General features: G+C 46.4%; 17 protein-coding genes and 1 tRNA gene. All 18 read right to left on the reverse strand.

Annotated features, from left to right (window positions below):
* Positions 1-12: 12 nt before the first annotated feature.
* Positions 13-1308 carry an NADH-quinone oxidoreductase subunit NuoF gene (gene nuoF / locus ACO0KV_RS02505; protein WP_423039561.1) on the reverse strand — a complete coding sequence of 432 codons (1296 nt, stop codon included), beginning with the start codon at positions 1306-1308 and terminating at the stop codon, positions 13-15.
* On the reverse strand, positions 1308-1796 hold the full coding sequence (gene nuoE / locus ACO0KV_RS02510) for an NADH-quinone oxidoreductase subunit NuoE (protein ID WP_423039563.1): 489 nt from the start codon (positions 1794-1796) through the stop codon (positions 1308-1310). Before nuoE ends, nuoF begins: the two co-directional genes overlap by 1 nt.
* Positions 1797-1831: 35 nt before the next feature.
* On the reverse strand, positions 1832-3085 hold the full coding sequence (locus ACO0KV_RS02515) for an NADH-quinone oxidoreductase subunit D (protein WP_423039565.1): 1254 nt from the start codon (positions 3083-3085) through the stop codon (positions 1832-1834).
* On the reverse strand, positions 3085-3681 hold the full coding sequence (locus tag ACO0KV_RS02520; RefSeq protein WP_423039567.1) for an NADH-quinone oxidoreductase subunit C: 597 nt from the start codon (positions 3679-3681) through the stop codon (positions 3085-3087). Before ACO0KV_RS02520 ends, ACO0KV_RS02515 begins: the two co-directional genes overlap by 1 nt.
* 29 nt (positions 3682-3710) lie before the next feature.
* Positions 3711-4187 carry a NuoB/complex I 20 kDa subunit family protein gene (locus tag ACO0KV_RS02525; RefSeq protein ID WP_186911854.1) on the reverse strand — a complete coding sequence of 159 codons (477 nt, stop codon included), beginning with the start codon at positions 4185-4187 and terminating at the stop codon, positions 3711-3713.
* A gap of 6 nt (positions 4188-4193) precedes the next feature.
* Positions 4194-4553, reverse strand: a complete 360-nt coding sequence (locus ACO0KV_RS02530) for an NADH-quinone oxidoreductase subunit A (protein WP_423039569.1) — start codon at positions 4551-4553, stop codon at positions 4194-4196.
* 113 nt (positions 4554-4666) lie between these two features.
* Positions 4667-4751, reverse strand: a tRNA-Leu gene (locus tag ACO0KV_RS02535).
* 86 nt (positions 4752-4837) lie between these two features.
* Positions 4838-5197 (reverse strand): preprotein translocase subunit SecG, encoded by a 360-nt coding sequence (gene secG / locus ACO0KV_RS02540; protein ID WP_423039571.1) that lies wholly within the window; start codon positions 5195-5197, stop codon positions 4838-4840.
* A gap of 45 nt (positions 5198-5242) precedes the next feature.
* On the reverse strand, positions 5243-5992 hold the full coding sequence (tpiA, locus tag ACO0KV_RS02545; RefSeq protein ID WP_423039573.1) for a triose-phosphate isomerase: 750 nt from the start codon (positions 5990-5992) through the stop codon (positions 5243-5245).
* A 136-nt stretch (positions 5993-6128) separates the two neighbouring features.
* Positions 6129-7109, reverse strand: coding sequence for an NAD(P)H-quinone oxidoreductase (locus tag ACO0KV_RS02550; protein WP_423039575.1), 981 nt, complete (start codon positions 7107-7109; stop codon positions 6129-6131).
* A gap of 135 nt (positions 7110-7244) precedes the next feature.
* Complete coding sequence (gene pnp / locus ACO0KV_RS02555; RefSeq protein WP_423039577.1) at positions 7245-9401, reverse strand: polyribonucleotide nucleotidyltransferase; 2157 nt, start codon at positions 9399-9401, stop codon at positions 7245-7247.
* A 248-nt stretch (positions 9402-9649) separates the two neighbouring features.
* Positions 9650-9919: a 30S ribosomal protein S15 gene (rpsO, locus tag ACO0KV_RS02560; protein ID WP_423039579.1), complete on the reverse strand. Its 270-nt coding sequence runs from the start codon at positions 9917-9919 to the stop codon at positions 9650-9652.
* 130 nt (positions 9920-10049) lie between these two features.
* Complete coding sequence (locus ACO0KV_RS02565; RefSeq protein WP_423039581.1) at positions 10050-11588, reverse strand: 2-isopropylmalate synthase; 1539 nt, start codon at positions 11586-11588, stop codon at positions 10050-10052.
* Positions 11589-11955: 367 nt separating this feature from the next.
* A complete protein-coding gene (gene pssA / locus ACO0KV_RS02570) occupies positions 11956-12822 on the reverse strand; it encodes a CDP-diacylglycerol--serine O-phosphatidyltransferase (RefSeq protein ID WP_423039583.1) in 867 nt (288 codons plus the stop codon).
* 136 nt (positions 12823-12958) lie between these two features.
* Positions 12959-13687 (reverse strand): SIMPL domain-containing protein, encoded by a 729-nt coding sequence (locus ACO0KV_RS02575; RefSeq protein WP_423039585.1) that lies wholly within the window; start codon positions 13685-13687, stop codon positions 12959-12961.
* A 265-nt stretch (positions 13688-13952) separates the two neighbouring features.
* Positions 13953-14969, reverse strand: a complete 1017-nt coding sequence (ilvC, locus tag ACO0KV_RS02580) for a ketol-acid reductoisomerase (RefSeq protein ID WP_423039587.1) — start codon at positions 14967-14969, stop codon at positions 13953-13955.
* 92 nt (positions 14970-15061) lie between these two features.
* Positions 15062-15553 carry an acetolactate synthase small subunit gene (gene ilvN / locus ACO0KV_RS02585; protein WP_423015898.1) on the reverse strand — a complete coding sequence of 164 codons (492 nt, stop codon included), beginning with the start codon at positions 15551-15553 and terminating at the stop codon, positions 15062-15064.
* On the reverse strand, positions 15553-17268 hold the full coding sequence (locus ACO0KV_RS02590; RefSeq protein WP_423039588.1) for an acetolactate synthase 3 catalytic subunit: 1716 nt from the start codon (positions 17266-17268) through the stop codon (positions 15553-15555). The genes ilvN and ACO0KV_RS02590 overlap by 1 nt, the downstream gene beginning before the upstream one ends.
* Positions 17269-17891 lie beyond the last annotated feature (623 nt).

Below are 17891 nucleotides of genomic sequence, written 5' to 3' on the forward strand. Positions count from 1 at the left end.
ACCGAATCTGGCTTACAGGTAAGTAGGAACCAAGCAATGCTTATGCTCGATGTGATATTCAAATTCTTCGCGGAAATTCTTGATAAATGCGCGAACTGGCATTGCAGCCGCATCACCCAACGCGCAAATTGTTTTGCCTTGGATATTGTCTGCAATGGAGTTGAGCATATCGAGATCTTCAGGACGCCCCTGACCGTGTTCAATACGATGAACCATACGATACAACCAGCCAGTACCTTCACGGCATGGAGTACATTGACCGCAAGATTCTTCAAAATAGAAGTACGACAAACGCAATAAAGATTTGACCATACAGCGGGTTTCATCCATCACAATCACAGCACCAGAACCGAGCATGGAGCCTGCTTTAGCGATAGAGTCGTAGTCCATATCAGTAGCCATCATGACGTCACCAGTCAATACTGGCATCGATGACCCACCTGGAATAACTGCTTTGATCTTTTTGCCATCGCGCATACCGCCAGCTAACTCTAAGAGCGTAGCGAATGGTGTGCCCAATGGAACTTCATAATTGCCTGGTTTAGCAACGTCACCAGACATAGAGAAAATCTTCGTACCACCGTTGTTTGGTTTCCCAAGCGCAGCATACTTTTCTCCGCCCATTGCCAAGACAAATGGAACAGCGGCAAAAGTCTCAGTGTTATTGATTGTTGTCGGTTTACCGTACAAACCAAAACTTGCGGGAAATGGTGGTTTGAAGCGCGGCTGACCTTTTTTACCTTCTAAGGATTCCAGCAATGCCGTTTCTTCGCCACAGATGTAAGCACCATACCCGTGAAAAGCATGCAACTGAAATGAAAAGTCAGAACCAGCAATCTTGTCACCTAACATACCAGCAGCACGCGCTTCTTCAATCGCTTCTTCAAAGCGATCGTAGTCAGCAAAAATTTCACCGTGAATATAGTTATAACCAACTGTAATGCCCATTGCGTAAGCACCAATAGCCATGCCCTCAATCAATGCATGAGGATTGTAGCGGATGATATCGCGATCTTTGAATGTACCTGGCTCACCTTCGTCAGTGTTGCACACTAAATACTTCTGACCCGGGAACTGACGTGGCATAAAACTCCATTTCAGACCGGTAGGAAAGCCAGCACCGCCGCGACCACGCAGCGAAGATGCCTTTAGCTCAGCAATAACTTGCTCTGGAGGAATTTTTTCAGACAGAATGCGCTTTAAAGATTCGTAACCACCACGGGCAACGTAATCTTGCAAATGCCAGTTTTTTCCGTCCAGGCCAGCCAAAATCAAAGGCTTAATATGGCGATTATGCAGACTCGTCATTATTTTCCTGCCTCTTTCAGTTCGTTCACCAGTGTGTCGATTTTATCGTTCGACATCAGGCTGCACATTCGTTTGTTGTTGACCAGCATGACAGGCGCATCACCGCACGCACCCATACATTCGCCTTCGATCAGCGTGAAATGTCCGTCTGCTGTCGTTTCTTTGTAATCAATACCCAGCTTTTGCTTCAGATGATGCGCAGCGCGCTCACCACCGGATAAGGCGCAAGGTAAATTTGTACAAACAGAAATCTTGAACTTGCCTACAGGTTTCGTGTTGTACATGTTGTAGAAGGTTGCAACCTCCTGAACCGCGACAGCAGGCATACCGATGTAATCTGCCAGAGTCTGCATGACTTCTGAAGAGATCCAACCGGTTTCGTCCTGAGCAATAGCCAACGCTGCCATAACGGCAGATTGCCGCTGGTCAGCCGGGAACTTTGCAAGTTCGCGATCAATTTTTTTAAATGCCTGCTCTGATAACACCATAGCCAATGCCTCGAATCAACGCTAAAAAGCGTCTTTTATCTATCAATCTCACCAAACACAATATCCTGAGTACCGATGATGGTTACAGCATCAGCAATCATGTGACCCTTAGCCATTTCATCCAGACCTTGCAAATGCGCATAACCTGGCGCACGGATCTTCAGACGATATGGCTTATTCGCGCCATCAGACATCAAATAAATACCAAATTCACCCTTCGGATGTTCAACGGCAGAATATGCTTCGCCAGCTGGAACATGGAAACCTTCCGTGAACAATTTGAAGTGATGGATCAGCTCTTCCATATTCGACTTCATGTTCACGCGGTGTGGAGGTGCCACTTTGTGATTATCAGAAATCACAGGACCCTGATTATTTCTCAGCCACTCAACGCATTGTTTGATAATGCGGTTGGACTGACGCATTTCTTCAACACGAACGAGATAGCGATCGTAGCAATCGCCATTAACACCAACCGGAATGTCAAAATCGAGCAAGTCGTAGATTTCGTATGGTTGTTTTTTACGCAGATCCCACTCGATACCAGAACCACGCAACATAGGACCAGTAAATCCTTTTGCCAATGCACGCTCAGGACTCACAACACCTACACCAACCAGCCGTTGCTTCCAAATACGATTATCTGTCAACAGCGTTTCGTACTCGTCAACATAACCTGGAAAGCGATTAGTAAAATCTTCAATAAAATCGAGCAGAGAACCTTGGCGATTTTCATTCATTTCACGCATAACCTTCGCATTTTTCAACGCGGAAGTCGTGAACTGAGGCATCTTCTCTGGCAGATCGCGATAAACGCCACCTGGGCGGTAGTACGCTGCATGCAAACGCGCACCAGACACTGCCTCGTAGCAATCCATCAGATCTTCACGTTCACGGAATGCATACAGGAACACCGCCATCGCACCAACGTCGAGAGCATGCGCACCGATCCACATCAAGTGATTCAGAACACGGGTAATTTCATCGAACATCACGCGAATGTACTGAGCACGCATTGGAACTTCGAGTCCCAGCATTTTCTCAATCGCCATGACGTACGCGTGCTCATTAGACATCATCGACACGTAATCGAGACGATCCATATAAGGTACTGATTGCAGGAATGTTTTTTGTTCAGCCAGCTTTTCTGTCGCACGATGCAACAAACCAATATGCGGATCCGCACGCTGAATAACCTCACCATCCAACTCAAGAACCAGACGCAAAACACCATGCGCAGCCGGATGTTGAGGACCAAAGTTGAGGGTGTAATTCTTAATTTCGGCCATTATTTGATCCCGTAATTTTCTTCACGAATAATACGTGGTGTATTTTCACGCGGCTCTATCGTCACTGGCTGATAGACCACACGTTTTTGTTCTGCATCGTAACGCATTTCAACGTAACCCGAGACCGGGAAATCTTTACGGAATGGATGACCGATAAAGCCGTAGTCAGTCAGAATACGACGCAAATCATTGTGTCCATCAAACAGAATACCGAACAAATCAAAAGCTTCACGTTCGTACCAGTTTGCACCATTCCACACATCAACCAAAGATGGCACAACTGGCATCTCATCATCTGCAGCGAATACTCGCACACGCAGACGTACATTATTTTTTATCGACAGCAAGTGAGAAACGACCGCAAAGCGCGCACCGTCCCATGCACCGTCTCCGTAGGTTGAATAATCAACACCACACAGATCAATCAACTCTTCAAAATGCATATCTGGATGATCGCGTAAGTCGCGCATCACATGCAGGTACTCAACAGGAGAGACGACAATTGTCAGCTCTCCGAGTGCATTTTTCAAATCGACAAGGCGATCGCCCAACACGACTTTGATTGCTGCCTCAAGATTTTCTAATTTAGTTGTCATAGTTAACGGCTGCCTTAGCATTCGCGCGATTAGCGAGCGATGGTATTAGTACGTTTGATCTTGTTCTGAAGCTGAATAACGCCATAAATCAACGCCTCTGCAGTCGGAGGACATCCAGGCACATAAATATCAACCGGAACAATGCGATCACAACCACGAACAACAGAATATGAATAGTGATAATAACCACCACCATTAGCACATGAACCCATGGAAATAACCCAACGTGGCTCTGCCATCTGGTCGTAAACTTTACGTAACGCTGGCGCCATTTTATTGCAGAGCGTACCAGCCACGATCATCACATCAGACTGACGCGGAGATGGACGGAAAACCACACCGAAACGATCCAAATCGTAACGGGATGCGCCAGCGTGCATCATTTCGACAGCACAGCAAGCCAAACCAAACGTCATTGGCCACATCGAACCAGTACGAGTCCAGTTAATCAGCTTATCAGCCGTCGTTGTGACGAAACCTTCGTTTAATACACCTTCAATAGCCATAATCCATCACTCCCAATCCAGAGCGCCTTTTTTCCAGATGTACCAAAAACCGACACCGAATTCCAACACAAAACCAACCATGATCAAAAAGCCAGACCAACCTAGTTCACGCAAGGACACAGCCCAAGGGAAGAAGAAAGCAGTTTCAAGATCAAAGAGGATAAAAAGAATTGCGATAAGGTAGTAGCGCACATCAAATTTCATGCGAGCATCTTCGAATGCTTCAAAACCACACTCATACGCAGATGTTTTTTGAGAATCTGGCTTGTAAGGAGCAAGAATGCGCCCTAACAGTTGCGGCACCACTCCAACACCAATGCCGACCAGAATAAAGAGAAGAACTGGGAAATAATTTTCGAGGCTCACGTTAGGCTACCTGTAATTGAACGCCACATTGAAGCAAACCACACTTTGAAACCATCATCAAATAATGATTGCTTCCTCGACAAAATCAGAAAAGAAAAACTGACTTATTGCTTTGGTGCCGACGACGAGACTCGAACTCGTACAGCTTTCGCCACTACCCCCTCAAGATAGCGTGTCTACCAATTTCACCACGTCGGCATAAGCCCAGCATTCTACTCTGATTGACCTCATTGTTCAACGCACAATTGCGGAAATTCAAGGTTTTTTTGCTGGAAATACGTAATTTATTTAGGAATCTGATTTGTCGCAGGAGCAGAAGCCGCAGATGCGGTCGCAGCGGCAGCATTTGTAACCGGCGCAGCTTTCACAACTGACACATTATCCATCACACCTGCTGCAGGCTTGCGATTGCCCGCATTCACACCTAACAACAAAGTTGCTGCAAAAAATAAAGCCGCCGCAACGCCTGTTGAACGCGATAAAAAATTGGAGGAACCTGTCGCCCCAAATAAACTACCAGAAGCACCTGAACCGAATGACGCGCCCATATCTGCGCCCTTACCATGCTGCAGAAGCACCAGACCGATAATTGCCAACGCGGACAGGACCTGAACAACAACGACCAAAGTAAAAAAAGTTTGCATTCAAAACACCCAAAAAAGATTAATCCACTTAACTACATTAATTCATTAACACGCAGAAATGATCGCCAAAAAATCTACCGGACTCAATGCAGCACCACCGATCAAGCCACCATCAATATCTTCCATTGCCAGAAGCTCTTTGGCGTTTTCTGGCTTCATACTTCCACCATACAAAATCCGCACCACATTTGCTGCCGCAACGCTTTTTATAGCAAGCTGACTACGCAAGAATGCGTGCACATCTTGCGCCATTTGCGGCGTCGCAGTTTTACCGGTACCGATTGCCCAAACAGGCTCATACGCAACAACAACTCTAGCCAACTGCCCATCGGTCAGAACATCAATCACTGCTTGCAATTGCGCTGCGACGACTTCATTGGTCGCACCGCTTTCGCGCTGCTCCAATGTTTCACCAACACAAACCACTGGCATAATATTTTCAGACAACGCAAGCACCGCTTTTTGCGCAACCAGTTCATTGCTTTCGGCGTGGTAAGCGCGACGCTCAGAATGGCCCACAATCACATACTTGCAACGACAATCGGCCAGCATTGCGGCAGACACCTCACCTGTAAATGCGCCCTTTGCATGGTCAGAAACATCCTGAGCACCCCAAGCAACCGAGCTCTTTTCAAGTACATCCGCGCATTGCGCCAAATACGGCGCAGGCGCGCACACCAAGGTTTCAACCGCATCACCTACTGGCAAGCCAGCAATAATTCCGGTTAGCAGAGTTTGATTAGCAGAAAAACTGCCGTTCATTTTCCAATTGCCAGCTATCAGAGTACGTCGCATAGTAAGTCTTCATATAAATAACCGCCTATTGTATCTTGACGGGATATGCACGGTCAAACCAACAAGATGCCTAATCGCAGGTATTACCACAATACCACCGTTACACTAGAATATGAGAACGGGCGCACAAAAAATATTACTGCAGTTGCAATACTATTTTTCCAATATGCTCCCCCTGCTCCATCATCGCATGCGCAGACCCAGCTTGCTCAAGTGGAAAGACCTTGTAAATCACAGGGCGCACACGCCTAGATTCCAGCAACGGCCACACCTTTTGCGACAATTGCTGCGCAACAGCTGCCTTAAAGGCAATATTTCTTGGACGGAGAGTCGACCCAGTAATCGTCAAACGGCGACGCAAGACTTGCGCCAAATCCAGATCGGTCTTAGCACCACCCAACAAAGCAATAATCGCAATCCTGCCATCATCCGCAAGGCAATCCACCTCTTGCGGAATATAACTTCCGGCAACCATATCCAAGATAACATCAACCCCTTTGCCACCAGTTAGGTCCTTGATAACGGCAGAGAATTGTTCAGTTTTATAATTAATGCCGCGCTCTGCACCAAGTTGCTCAGTCGCACGGCACTTTTCCTCGGTTCCTGCGGTGGCGAAAACGCGATGCCCTAACGCGCTGGCAATCTGAATCGCCGTCACACCAATACCTGAGGTTCCACCCTGCACCAATAGCGATTCCCCATCACTCAACCTTGCCCTGTCAAAGACGTTGCTCCAGACCGTAAAAAAGGTTTCAGGCAACGAGGCAGCTTCAAGCATCGACAAGCCTTCTGGCAAAGGCAAACACTGCCCCGCAGGCGCTACACAATACTCCGCGTAGCCACCACCCTGGACTAGAGCACACACCCTATCACCGACCTGGAAGTTAGTTCCAGTCAAATCGCCGGAGACAATCTCACCCGCCACCTCCAATCCTGGCAGGTCAGATGCACCCGGTGGCACAGGATAAAAACCCATACGTTGAAGAACATCCGGACGATTAATTCCTGCTGCATGTACACGAATCAATACTTCGCCTTTACCAGCCTCAGGGATTGGGCGATCCGTCAATTGCAACACCTCCGGACCACCATATTTACTTATCTCAATCGCTCGCATAATTACTCCGTTAAGAAATTAAAAGATTATTGTATGCCAATAAAAAAACGTCCGTGTTTTTGCACGGACGTTTTTCAATAAATCAGTAGTTACTCAGAAAATTATTCAGCGAACCGAATAATTTTTCTACTCAAATTACTGTTGCTGTTGCTGTTGCTGTTGCTGTTGCTGCTGCTGTGGCGCCGCCTCACCTTCAGCGACTGCCGCTTTCATAGACAATTTGAAGCGACCACGATCATCAGTTTCCAGCACTTTAACACGTACTTGCTGACCTTCTTTTAAGTAATCAGCAACAGCATTCACGCGCTCGTTAGCGATCTGGCTAATATGCAGCAAACCATCCTTACCTGGCATGATCTGGACGATCGCACCGAAGTCCAACAACTTCAGAACAGTGCCTTCGTAGACTTTGCCAACTTCAACTTCTGCTGTCAATTCTTCGATACGGCGTTTTGCTTCCTGACCTGCTGCTGCGTCCACAGAAGCAATAGTAACAACGCCTTCATCACTGATATCGATCTGCGTACCTGTCTCTTCAGTCAGGGCGCGAATCACTGCACCACCCTTACCGATGACATCACGGATTTTTTCTGGATTGATCTTGACTGTGATCAGGCGCGGGGCAAAGTCAGACAACTCAGTTTTACCAACTGGCACTGCTTCTTGCATTTTACCCAGAATATGTACGCGACCTTCTTTAGCCTGAGCCAAAGCAACTTGCATAATTTCTTTAGTAATACCTTGGATCTTGATATCCATCTGCAATGCAGTAATACCTTCTGCAGTACCGGCAACTTTAAAGTCCATATCACCAAGGTGATCTTCATCACCCAGAATATCTGTCAACACAGCAAATTTATTGCCATCTTTGATCAAGCCCATCGCGATACCTGCAACATGTGCTTTCATTGGCACACCAGCATCCATCAATGCAAGGCAGCCGCCGCAAACTGATGCCATCGAAGAAGAACCATTCGATTCAGTAATTTCGGATACCAGACGGACAGAGTAGCTAAAATCTTCTGGATCTGGCAATGCTGCTTGCAATGCACGTTTCGCCAAACGACCATGACCGATTTCACGACGTTTTGGCGTACCAACACGACCAGTTTCACCAGTTGCAAATGGAGGCATGTTGTAATGCAGCATAAAGCGATCAGAGTACTCACCCATCAGCGCATCAATTTTTTGCTCATCACGTGCAGTACCCAATGTCGCAATCACCAACGCTTGTGTTTCGCCGCGCGTGAACAATGCTGTTCCGTGCGTACGTGGCAAAACGCCAGTACGGATAGTAATTGGACGCACAGTGCGTGTATCACGGCCATCGATACGCGGCTCGCCTTCTAGGATCTGTGAACGAACAATTTTCGCTTCCAGATCGAACAGGATGTTACCAACTTCAGAAGAATCAGGTGCAGCAACGCCAGTTGCCGCTGCTTGCGCTGCCAATGCCGCTGAAACGCTAGCAGTAGCTGCTTTCAATTGTTCTGTACGGGCTTGCTTTTCTTTTGTTTGATAAGCAGCGCGCAGCAATGGCTCTGCAACAGCAGATACTGCAGCGATCAAAGGCTCATTCTTAGGTGCTGGTGCCCACTCAACTTCAGGCTTACCACCGTCACGTACCAATTCATGAATAGCGTCGATGACGGCTTTCATTTGTTCGTGACCATAAACCACCGCACCCAACATCACTTCTTCGGACAATTGTTGCGCTTCAGACTCAACCATCAACACAGCTGTTTCCGTACCAGCAACAACCAGATCCAGTTTCGAGGATTTCAATTGGGTTGCAGTTGGATTAAGAACGTATTGACCATCGATGTAGCCAACGCGTGCCGCGCCAACAGGACCGCTAAATGGGATGCCAGCAACAGAGATAGCTGCAGAAGCACCGATCATTGCGGCGATATCCGGATCGATTTCCGGATTAACAGACAAAACGTGAACGATCACTTGCACTTCGTTCAGATAACCTTCTGGGAACAATGGTCGAATTGGACGATCGATCAAACGGGATGTAAGTGTTTCTTTTTCAGAAGGGCGGCCTTCACGCTTAAAGAATCCGCCAGGAATACGGCCTGCAGCGTAAGTTTTTTCCATGTAATCCACGGTCAATGGAAAGAAATCCTGACCTGGTTTAGCATCTTTTTTAGCAACAACAGTTGCCAATACCACAGTATCTTCGATAGATACGACAACGGCACCAGAAGCCTGGCGAGCAATTTCACCTGTTTCCAGAGTGACTTGATGTTGACCGTATTGGAAGGTTTTAGTTACTTTATTAAACACAATGTGTCCTTTCTATTATGCCGACAGATTTTCAGGGGCTGTCGTTCACCTCACCGCGAGCAATCTGCAAAGATTGCTTTTTGTTCAGTCCTCAATATACACATTGAAAATCGAACCAAAACTTTAAAATATCGACAATTTTTATCTTCAAAAAGCCCGCTAACTAAGCGCGCTAAAAAGCAAAAAGCCTGCGACAGTCAACTGACGCAGGCTTTTTACTATAAATTGTTTGCCAGATACAGCAAGAATTACTTACGCAAGCCGAGTTTTTCGATCAGAGCGCGATAGCGATTCAAGTCTTTACCTTTCAGGTAAGACAACAGGCTCTTACGACGGTTAACCATCATAATCAAACCACGACGGGAATGGTGATCTTTACCGTGCGCTTTGAAGTGACCGTTCAGGTCATTGATGCGCGCTGTCAACAACGCAACTTGCACTTCTGGAGATCCGGTGTCGTTTAGACCACGCGCGTTATCCGCTACGATAGCGGCTTTTGCATTTTTTTCGATAGACATAATTTTCCTTTACATGCGATAACAAGAGTCGTAGTTACGATGAAACCCACTACTAAACCGTCGTTATCGTGAAATAAAACCCCGCCGAAATGACGGGACCCGCAACTATAACATGAAAATCCAGAAACAATCAAACCTGTGGATTGAGCTTTTCAGATTTAGACTCTAATTTATTCAGCGCGGATATGTACGCTTTCGCAGAAGCAACAACGATATCAGGATCGGCACCGACACCATTCACAATACGCCCAGCTTTAGACAGCCGCATCGTAACCTCGCCCTGAGATTGCGTTCCTGTTGTTATTGCGTTCACTGAGAACAATAACAATTCAGCACCACTTGCCACCTTTGACTCAATTGCGTTCACGATTGCATCAACCGGTCCGTTACCTGTCCCCTCGCAACTGACTTCTTTACCTTGATTGGAGAATACAACTTTAGCCGTTGGCAATTCACCGGTCTCAGAATGCTGCGACAGCGAAACAAAATGAAATGCTTCCTTGTCGTTCGCCTGCTCTTCGTCAGAAACCAACGCGAGAATATCTTCATCGAAAATATCAGATTTGCGGTCCGCCAATTCTTTAAAACGCGCGAACGCAGCGTTGACGTCAGCTTCAGATTCCAGCGTGATGCCCAACTCATCAAGGCGCTGCTTAAAGGCGTTACGCCCTGACAGTTTACCCAATACGATTTTATTTGCGCTCCAGCCCACATCTTCAGCACGCATGATTTCGTAGGTGTCGCGCGCCTTCAAAATGCCGTCCTGGTGGATGCCTGATGCATGCGCAAACGCATTTGCACCAACCACAGCTTTATTTGGCTGCACCGCAAAACCGGTAATCTGAGAAACGAGTTTGGAAGCCGGGACAATTTGTGTCGTATCGATGCCCAACTCGAGGTTAAAGTAGTCTTTGCGCGTGCGAACTGCCATCACGATTTCTTCCAACGCTGTATTGCCTGCGCGTTCACCGAGACCATTGATCGTACACTCCACCTGACGCGCACCACCAATCATCACACCCGCCAATGAGTTGGCAACCGCCATCCCTAGATCGTTATGGCAATGTACTGACCAAACAGCCTTGTCTGAGTTCGGGATGCGCTCACGTAAATTTTTCAGCATCGTGCCGTACAACTCTGGCACCCCGTAGCCGACGGTGTCTGCAAAGTTAATCGTTGTCGCGCCCTCCTTGATTACAGCCTCAATGACACGGCACAAGAAATCCATTTCGGAGCGACTGCCATCTTCAGGACTGAATTCCACATCATCCGTAAAATTACGAGCATATCTGACTGCCTGAATCGCCTGTTCAAGCACCTGATCTGGTGACATGCGCAGTTTTTTTTCCATATGCAATGGTGACGTCGCAATGAAAGTATGAATGCGCTTGCGCTGCGCAGCCTGCAACGCCTCAGCAGCACGAGAGATATCACGATCATTCGCACGCGACAGAGAACAAATAATCGAATCTTTGATCGTTGCCGAAATCGCCTTGATCGACTCAAAATCACCTGGCGAAGCTGCGGCAAACCCTGCCTCGATCACATCGACTTTCAATCTCTCTAGCTGCTTGGCGATACGAATTTTTTCATCCTTGGTCATGGATGCGCCTGGTGACTGTTCGCCGTCGCGCAAGGTAGTGTCAAATATGATGAGTTTGTCTGCCATGGTGTTCTCCTGAAGGTAGTACGAATTTGAAAATGTCAAAATGCCAAAACGTTGTTTATTTCTGAATATTCTCCAGCTCACCCTTGCAAGACACACATGGATAAGGATATTACTCGAATTGGGGGTATAGGGGATTTAGCGCGTTACCGCACTAGTAGAATTGCAGATAGCAGTAGCGAACCCGCGTTGGCGTTGGTGTCGATTGCTAGAAGTGATGTAACGTAAATGTTCATGCTGAAGACTATAAGCGCGAACGCTAAAAAGTGCAAGATTTTATAGCAGCAAGTACCCAATTAAATTAGGCCAAAACATAAAAAAGCCACAATGTTTTTTGATCATTGTGGCTTTAGCTTAAAAAAACGAAATTTTATTTTTCATCATGCGGCTCATGACTAGTCTGAATAATACTGATAGGCCGACCATTTCTCCAGCGCCAGAGCAACACTGCATATCCAGACAAACCATACAATACAAACAAGCCAAACAACACCTTAGGAGGGTCACTAACAACGATGACGTACACGAGCAAAATGAGTAGCGGTGCAATGAATGGGAAGCTACGCTTTAAATTTAAATCTTTGAAACTATAAAACGGTACGTTAGTCACCATTGTCAAACCCGCAAACAAGGTAATACCCCATGTGTACCAGTGCAAGTTCACTGGCAAAATTTGCAGATCGTCCATCAGCAAAACAAAACTGGCAATCAATGCTGCCGCAGCTGGACTTGGCAACCCTTGAAAATATCGCTTATCAACCACCGCAATATTGGTATTAAAACGGGCTAAGCGCAAAGCAGCACCGGCACAATAAACGAACGCACCAAGCCAGCCTAATTTACCCATTCCGCGAAGCGCCCACTCGTATGCGACCAGCGCTGGCGCAGCACCAAAGGAAATCATGTCAGACAAACTATCGTACTGGGCACCAAATTCGCTTTGAGTATTGGTCATCCGTGCAACTCGACCATCAAGGCTGTCCAAAACCATTGCTCCAAAGATCGCTACCGCTGCCTTGAGAAAATTTTGATCCATTGCCATCACAATGGCATAAAAACCGCAAAATAGCGCAGCAGTCGTGAAGGCATTTGGCAGCAGATAAACGCCGCGCGCACGCTGTTTCGCCACCCCCGGCACACTATTGCCGTCGACGTCGATTCTTTGCTGGGTTTTGCGTACGCCTTTTGGAAAAAGCTTAAAACTACCTTTGGGTTTACGTGATTTTAAAGATGGCATGCGTTTCTAGTTCGATAATCTGATTCGATAAAAATAGCCCGAACAGGTCGGGCGAAAACTTGCAACTGATTTTCTAAGTATAACCCTCTTTCCCCATATCGAAAACCGAGATCTGGCAAGCACTACCGCTAACGACTTATTTCAGTCTTAGCTTACCTGCAATATGGATAGAAAGCGAGGTGTAACCAGGCTCAAAACTCGGCACTTCTACGGGAGGAGCTGCTACGCTCATTCTTTGCATCAGTGGCGCTGCCATCGCCATCGGGCGGATCATGCTACCTGCGTTATCAAAATCCAGTGACTCGATCACGATATCTTCCGGCTTTTTACCCATAGCATGAGTGATCATCGTCAATTTATCAGTAAAGTCCTTATATCCTGCGGCAATCCGCTCAGACTCGAGCTTAGCAACTGCCCCGTCTGACAAACCAAAATGAACGCCATTGAGCGCCAATACTGATTGTGCGGCCGCTGTCGTAGTAGACAATTGCTTTAAATTCTGGGTTTTCACTTCCAAATACTGTCCAGAGCGCCAACCAACTAATTGGTGCTTAGGAGGTTGTCCGGCAACTTTCATGTCATCACTATAAACGGGGTACGTATAATAACCACGCGTACTCAGTTCCGCCTGTGGATCTTCCTTCTTAATCAGCTCTGTACCGAACCTCATCTTTTGATTTACTCGGGATGCAGCAACAGCTTTATCTTTATCCTGGTCTTCAATGAAGAACGTCACAATAGCCTGGTCGTTATCCGCCTTGATTTCCGCATTGCCGGCGAGGGTAATCACCGTGCCAGAGATACTTTGAGCGAACACTGGCAGAGAAAATAGTAAAGCTGTGGTTAATCCAAGGATTTTTTTCATGATAGTTTTTCTTCTCGGTCGATGTGATCAACAAATCTTTCTGTGATCATCTGTTTATATAGTTATCTTTGTGAGGCTAGATACACGTCAGACCGCAGGCTTAGTGCTAAGTTTCATCTATTGCAAAAAGCTTACTTTTTATAACGGTTGCTTTTAGTCGCTCCATCGACTACCCCACATTAATACCAATTCAATGATCAAAAAAAATCGCCCATCAACGTGGGCGATTTTTGATTTAGTTTGCTAACTAAAGCATGAAGCAAAATTAGTTTTTAGATTGATCAACTAATTTGTTTTTTGCAATCCAAGGCATCATTGCTCGCAACTTAGCACCGACTTCTTCGATTTGATGCTCAGAAGTCAGGCGACGACGAGAAATCAATGTTGGCGCGCCAGCTTTGTTTTCCAAAATAAAGCTCTTAGCATATTCACCAGTCTGAATATCTTTCAAGCATTGGCGCATTGCATCTTTAGTCGCGGAAGTCACAACTTTAGGACCTGTTACGTATTCGCCGTACTCAGCATTGTTGGAGATCGAGTAATTCATGTTAGCGATACCGCCTTCATAAATCAGATCAACGATCAATTTCAGTTCATGCAGACATTCGAAATAGGCCATCTCTGGAGCGTAGCCAGCCTCAACCAGTGTTTCAAAACCAGCTTTGATCAGCTCAACAGCACCGCCGCACAGAACAGCTTGTTCACCGAACAAATCTGTTTCAGTTTCTTCGCGGAAGTTTGTTTCAATAATACCAGCACGACCGCCGCCATTTGCCATCGCATAAGACAACGCGATGTCACGAGCAGAACCAGATTTATCCTGATAAACAGCGATCAGGTGAGGAACGCCACCACCTTGAGAATAAGTACCACGTACTGTGTGACCTGGCGCTTTTGGCGCGACCATGATCACGTCCAGATCTGCACGCGGAACAACTTGACCATAATGTACGTTAAAGCCGTGAGCAAATGCCAAGACTGCGCCTTGTTTTGCGTATGGAGCGACGTTTTCAGCGTAAACCTGAGCGATGTTTTCATCTGGCAGCAAAATCATGATGACGTCAGCTGCTTTTACTGCTTCATTCACTTCAGCGACTTTCAAGCCAGCACCTTCAGCTTTGCTCCATGAAGCGCCGCCTTTACGCAATGCGACCGTCACATTGCAACCAGAATCGTTCAAGTTTTGCGCATGTGCGTGACCTTGGGAGCCATAACCGATGATGGCAACGTTTTTACCCTTAATTAAGGAGAGATCACAATCTTTATCGTAGAAAACTTTCATTTTGTATCCTGTTTAATTTATTAATTTATAAATTTAAAAATTTAAATATTTTTGCTTTTTGCCGTTTGCCGACGAATTACTGCTAGATCCTACTAGACCTTCAGAATACGCTCACCGCGTCCAATGCCAGAACCACCTGTACGCACAGTTTCTAAAATAGAGGTACGGTCGATGGAATCAATAAAGGCATCCAGCTTTCCTTTATTTCCGGTGAGTTCGATGGTGTAGGTTTTCTCAGTGACGTCAATAATGCGTCCACGGAAAATATCTGCAGTACGCTTCATCTCTTCACGCTCTTTGCCAACTGCGCGCACTTTAATCAGCATGAGTTCGCGTTCAATGTGAGCGCCTTCAGTCAGATCAACTACCTTAACAACTTCAATGAGCCGATTCAGATGCTTAGTGATTTGCTCGATAACATCATCCGACCCGCTCGTGACGATGGTCATACGAGAAAGCGTCGCGTCTTCTGTCGGCGCCACCGTCAGAGTTTCGATGTTATAGCCACGCGCAGAAAACAAACCAACAACGCGGGATAAGGCACCAGCTTCATTCTCAAGGAGTATGGAAATAATATGTCTCATCACAGATCCTCCGAACCAAGCAGCATTTCAGTCAGACCTTTGCCCGCCTTCACCATTGGCCAGACGTTTTCAGTCTGATCAGTAATGAAATTCATAAATACAAGTCGGTCTTTCATTGCAAATGCTTCACGTACCGCACCATCAACGTCAGCAGGATTCTCAATCTTCATACCGACGTGACCATAGGCCTCAACCAGCTTGGTAAAGTCCGGCAGTGAATCCATGTACGATTCGGAATACCGAGAACCGTAATCAATTTGCTGCCACTGCCTTACCATGCCAAGGAAGCGGTTGTTGAGCAAAATAATCTTTGGTGTGAGGTGATACTGCTTACACGTTGCCAATTCCTGGATACACATCTGGATAGACGCTTCACCGGTAATGCAGGCAACCGTCGCATCTGGATTAGCCATCTGAACACCCATAGCATAAGGCAAGCCCACGCCCATGGTCCCCAAACCACCAGAATTAATCCAGCGACGAGGCTTATCAAAATTATAATATTGGGCCGCCCACATTTGATGCTGACCAACGTCAGACGTAATGAAGGCATCACCCTTTGTTACTTCCCAGACTTTTTGCACAACTGACTGTGGCTTAATCACTTCGCTTGAAGTTGGATACTTGAGGCAGTCGCGACTGCGCCATTCTTCAATTTGCTTCCACCAAGCGGCAAGTGCTTTGGGATCTGGGCGTGTTTCAACAGCGCTCAACTGTGACAACATTTCAACCAGTACGTCTTTGACGTTACCGACGATAGGGATGTCAACTTTGACCCGTTTAGAAATAGATGATGGATCAATATCGATATGAATAATTTTACGTGGATTCGAAGCAAAATGTTTAGGATTGCCGATCACTCGATCATCAAAACGCGCACCAATCGCGATCAATACATCGCAATGCTGCATCGCCATGTTGGCCTCATACGTACCATGCATACCAGGCATACCGACGAATTTCTTATCACTAGCGCGATAAGCTCCTAAGCCCATTAACGTGTTCGTACATGGGAAGCCAAGTTCATCGACCAACTTGTTAAGCTCGGGGGCGGCATGCGCTAGAATGACACCACCGCCTGTGTAAATCATCGGACGCTCTGCCTGCAGCAATAGTTGCACTGCTTTGCGGATCTGGCCTGCATGGCCTTTGTCTACTGGCTTGTAAGAGCGCATTTCCACTTCTTTGGGATAGTGGTATGTCGTCTTGTGCATGCTGATATCTTTGGGAATATCAACCAATACCGGACCAGGGCGACCTGTCGTCGCGATGAAGAACGCTTTTTTGACCGTCTCCGCCAAATCGCGCACGTCTTTTACAAGAAAGTTGTGTTTGACGCAAGGACGAGTAATACCCACGGTGTCACACTCTTGGAAGGCATCCTGACCGATAACGGCACTAGGAACCTGACCAGAGATCACCACCATAGGAATAGAATCCATATACGCCGTCGCCAGACCTGTCACCGCATTGGTCACGCCGGGACCAGAAGTAACGAGAGCAACGCCGACTTTATTGGAAGAACGGGAGTAAGCATCAGCTGCATGAATCGCCGCTTGTTCGTGGCGTACAAGAATGTGCTGAAACTTGTCCTGATTGAAAATTGCATCATAGATATAGAGTACCGCACCGCCCGGATATCCGAACACGTGCTCAACACCCTCTTCGGCAAGACACTTTACCAGTATCTCTGCGCCTGTAAATTCTGAACTCATTATAGTTGTCCTTTCAAGGTCCATAGGAAATTGATCGGATGCTCTTTCCTAGCGAAATCGACATACAAATCCGGTAAGCTGATATTCCTTTTTCGTACGTTCACATTTCCGTTTACATTTCCGTTGGAAATGGTTCCAGGCGATGCTTAGTGCACTCGTTCAATCAGAGGTAAGGCTTTGTAACGACAGACTTCTCACGCTTGTGGCATGGGTTAGAACAAACAGCTTCATTTAAAGCGCACCAGCTGGCGATAACATTGTGGGTTATTCCAAGCAGGTATTTGATGCTCCGAGATTTTGGAGCGGACTCATACGGTAATGCGTTGCAGCATTTTGGTCAAGTGTATTTCTTAATAAAATTAGTTTCCAACGCTTGAAATCTTTTCACGAACACAAAAATCAGGACACAATGTGCTATTTTTGCTAGCATATGCGCAATTTTCAAAACATGTGCACGGTTTACGTTATCAAACGTTTTTAGAACTAAAAGCAGAAATATTCTGATAGATAGTAGCCGTAAAAACAACACATCAACATCATTGCCATAAAAAACATAAATAAATAGCGCTTTTCATTGCGCAAATACTAATTTTTAAAATAGGACCTATCAATTTGTCCTGGCA

Source organism: Undibacterium sp. RuRC25W (assembly GCF_049339825.1).
Lineage (GTDB): Bacteria > Pseudomonadota > Gammaproteobacteria > Burkholderiales > Burkholderiaceae_D > Undibacterium.

Bases quoted from the DNA above. Each gene is read 5' to 3' on its own strand.
- nuoF (WP_423039561.1), bottom strand. From the start codon at position 1,308: ATGACGAGTCTGCATAATCGCCATATTAAGCCTTTGATTTTGGCTGGC.
- nuoE (WP_423039563.1), bottom strand. From the start codon at position 1,796: ATGGTGTTATCAGAGCAGGCATTTAAAAAAATTGATCGCGAACTTGCA.
- ACO0KV_RS02515 (WP_423039565.1), bottom strand. From the start codon at position 3,085: ATGGCCGAAATTAAGAATTACACCCTCAACTTTGGTCCTCAACATCCG.
- ACO0KV_RS02520 (WP_423039567.1), bottom strand. From the start codon at position 3,681: ATGACAACTAAATTAGAAAATCTTGAGGCAGCAATCAAAGTCGTGTTG.
- ACO0KV_RS02525 (WP_186911854.1), bottom strand. From the start codon at position 4,187: ATGGCTATTGAAGGTGTATTAAACGAAGGTTTCGTCACAACGACGGCT.
- secG (WP_423039571.1), bottom strand. From the start codon at position 5,197: ATGCAAACTTTTTTTACTTTGGTCGTTGTTGTTCAGGTCCTGTCCGCG.
- tpiA (WP_423039573.1), bottom strand. From the start codon at position 5,992: ATGCGACGTACTCTGATAGCTGGCAATTGGAAAATGAACGGCAGTTTT.
- ACO0KV_RS02550 (WP_423039575.1), bottom strand. From the start codon at position 7,109: ATGCGAGCGATTGAGATAAGTAAATATGGTGGTCCGGAGGTGTTGCAA.
- rpsO (WP_423039579.1), bottom strand. From the start codon at position 9,919: ATGTCTATCGAAAAAAATGCAAAAGCCGCTATCGTAGCGGATAACGCG.
- ACO0KV_RS02565 (WP_423039581.1), bottom strand. From the start codon at position 11,588: ATGGCAGACAAACTCATCATATTTGACACTACCTTGCGCGACGGCGAA.
- pssA (WP_423039583.1), bottom strand. From the start codon at position 12,822: ATGCCATCTTTAAAATCACGTAAACCCAAAGGTAGTTTTAAGCTTTTT.
- ACO0KV_RS02575 (WP_423039585.1), bottom strand. From the start codon at position 13,687: ATGAAAAAAATCCTTGGATTAACCACAGCTTTACTATTTTCTCTGCCA.
- ilvC (WP_423039587.1), bottom strand. From the start codon at position 14,969: ATGAAAGTTTTCTACGATAAAGATTGTGATCTCTCCTTAATTAAGGGT.
- ilvN (WP_423015898.1), bottom strand. From the start codon at position 15,553: ATGAGACATATTATTTCCATACTCCTTGAGAATGAAGCTGGTGCCTTA.
- ACO0KV_RS02590 (WP_423039588.1), bottom strand. From the start codon at position 17,268: ATGAGTTCAGAATTTACAGGCGCAGAGATACTGGTAAAGTGTCTTGCC.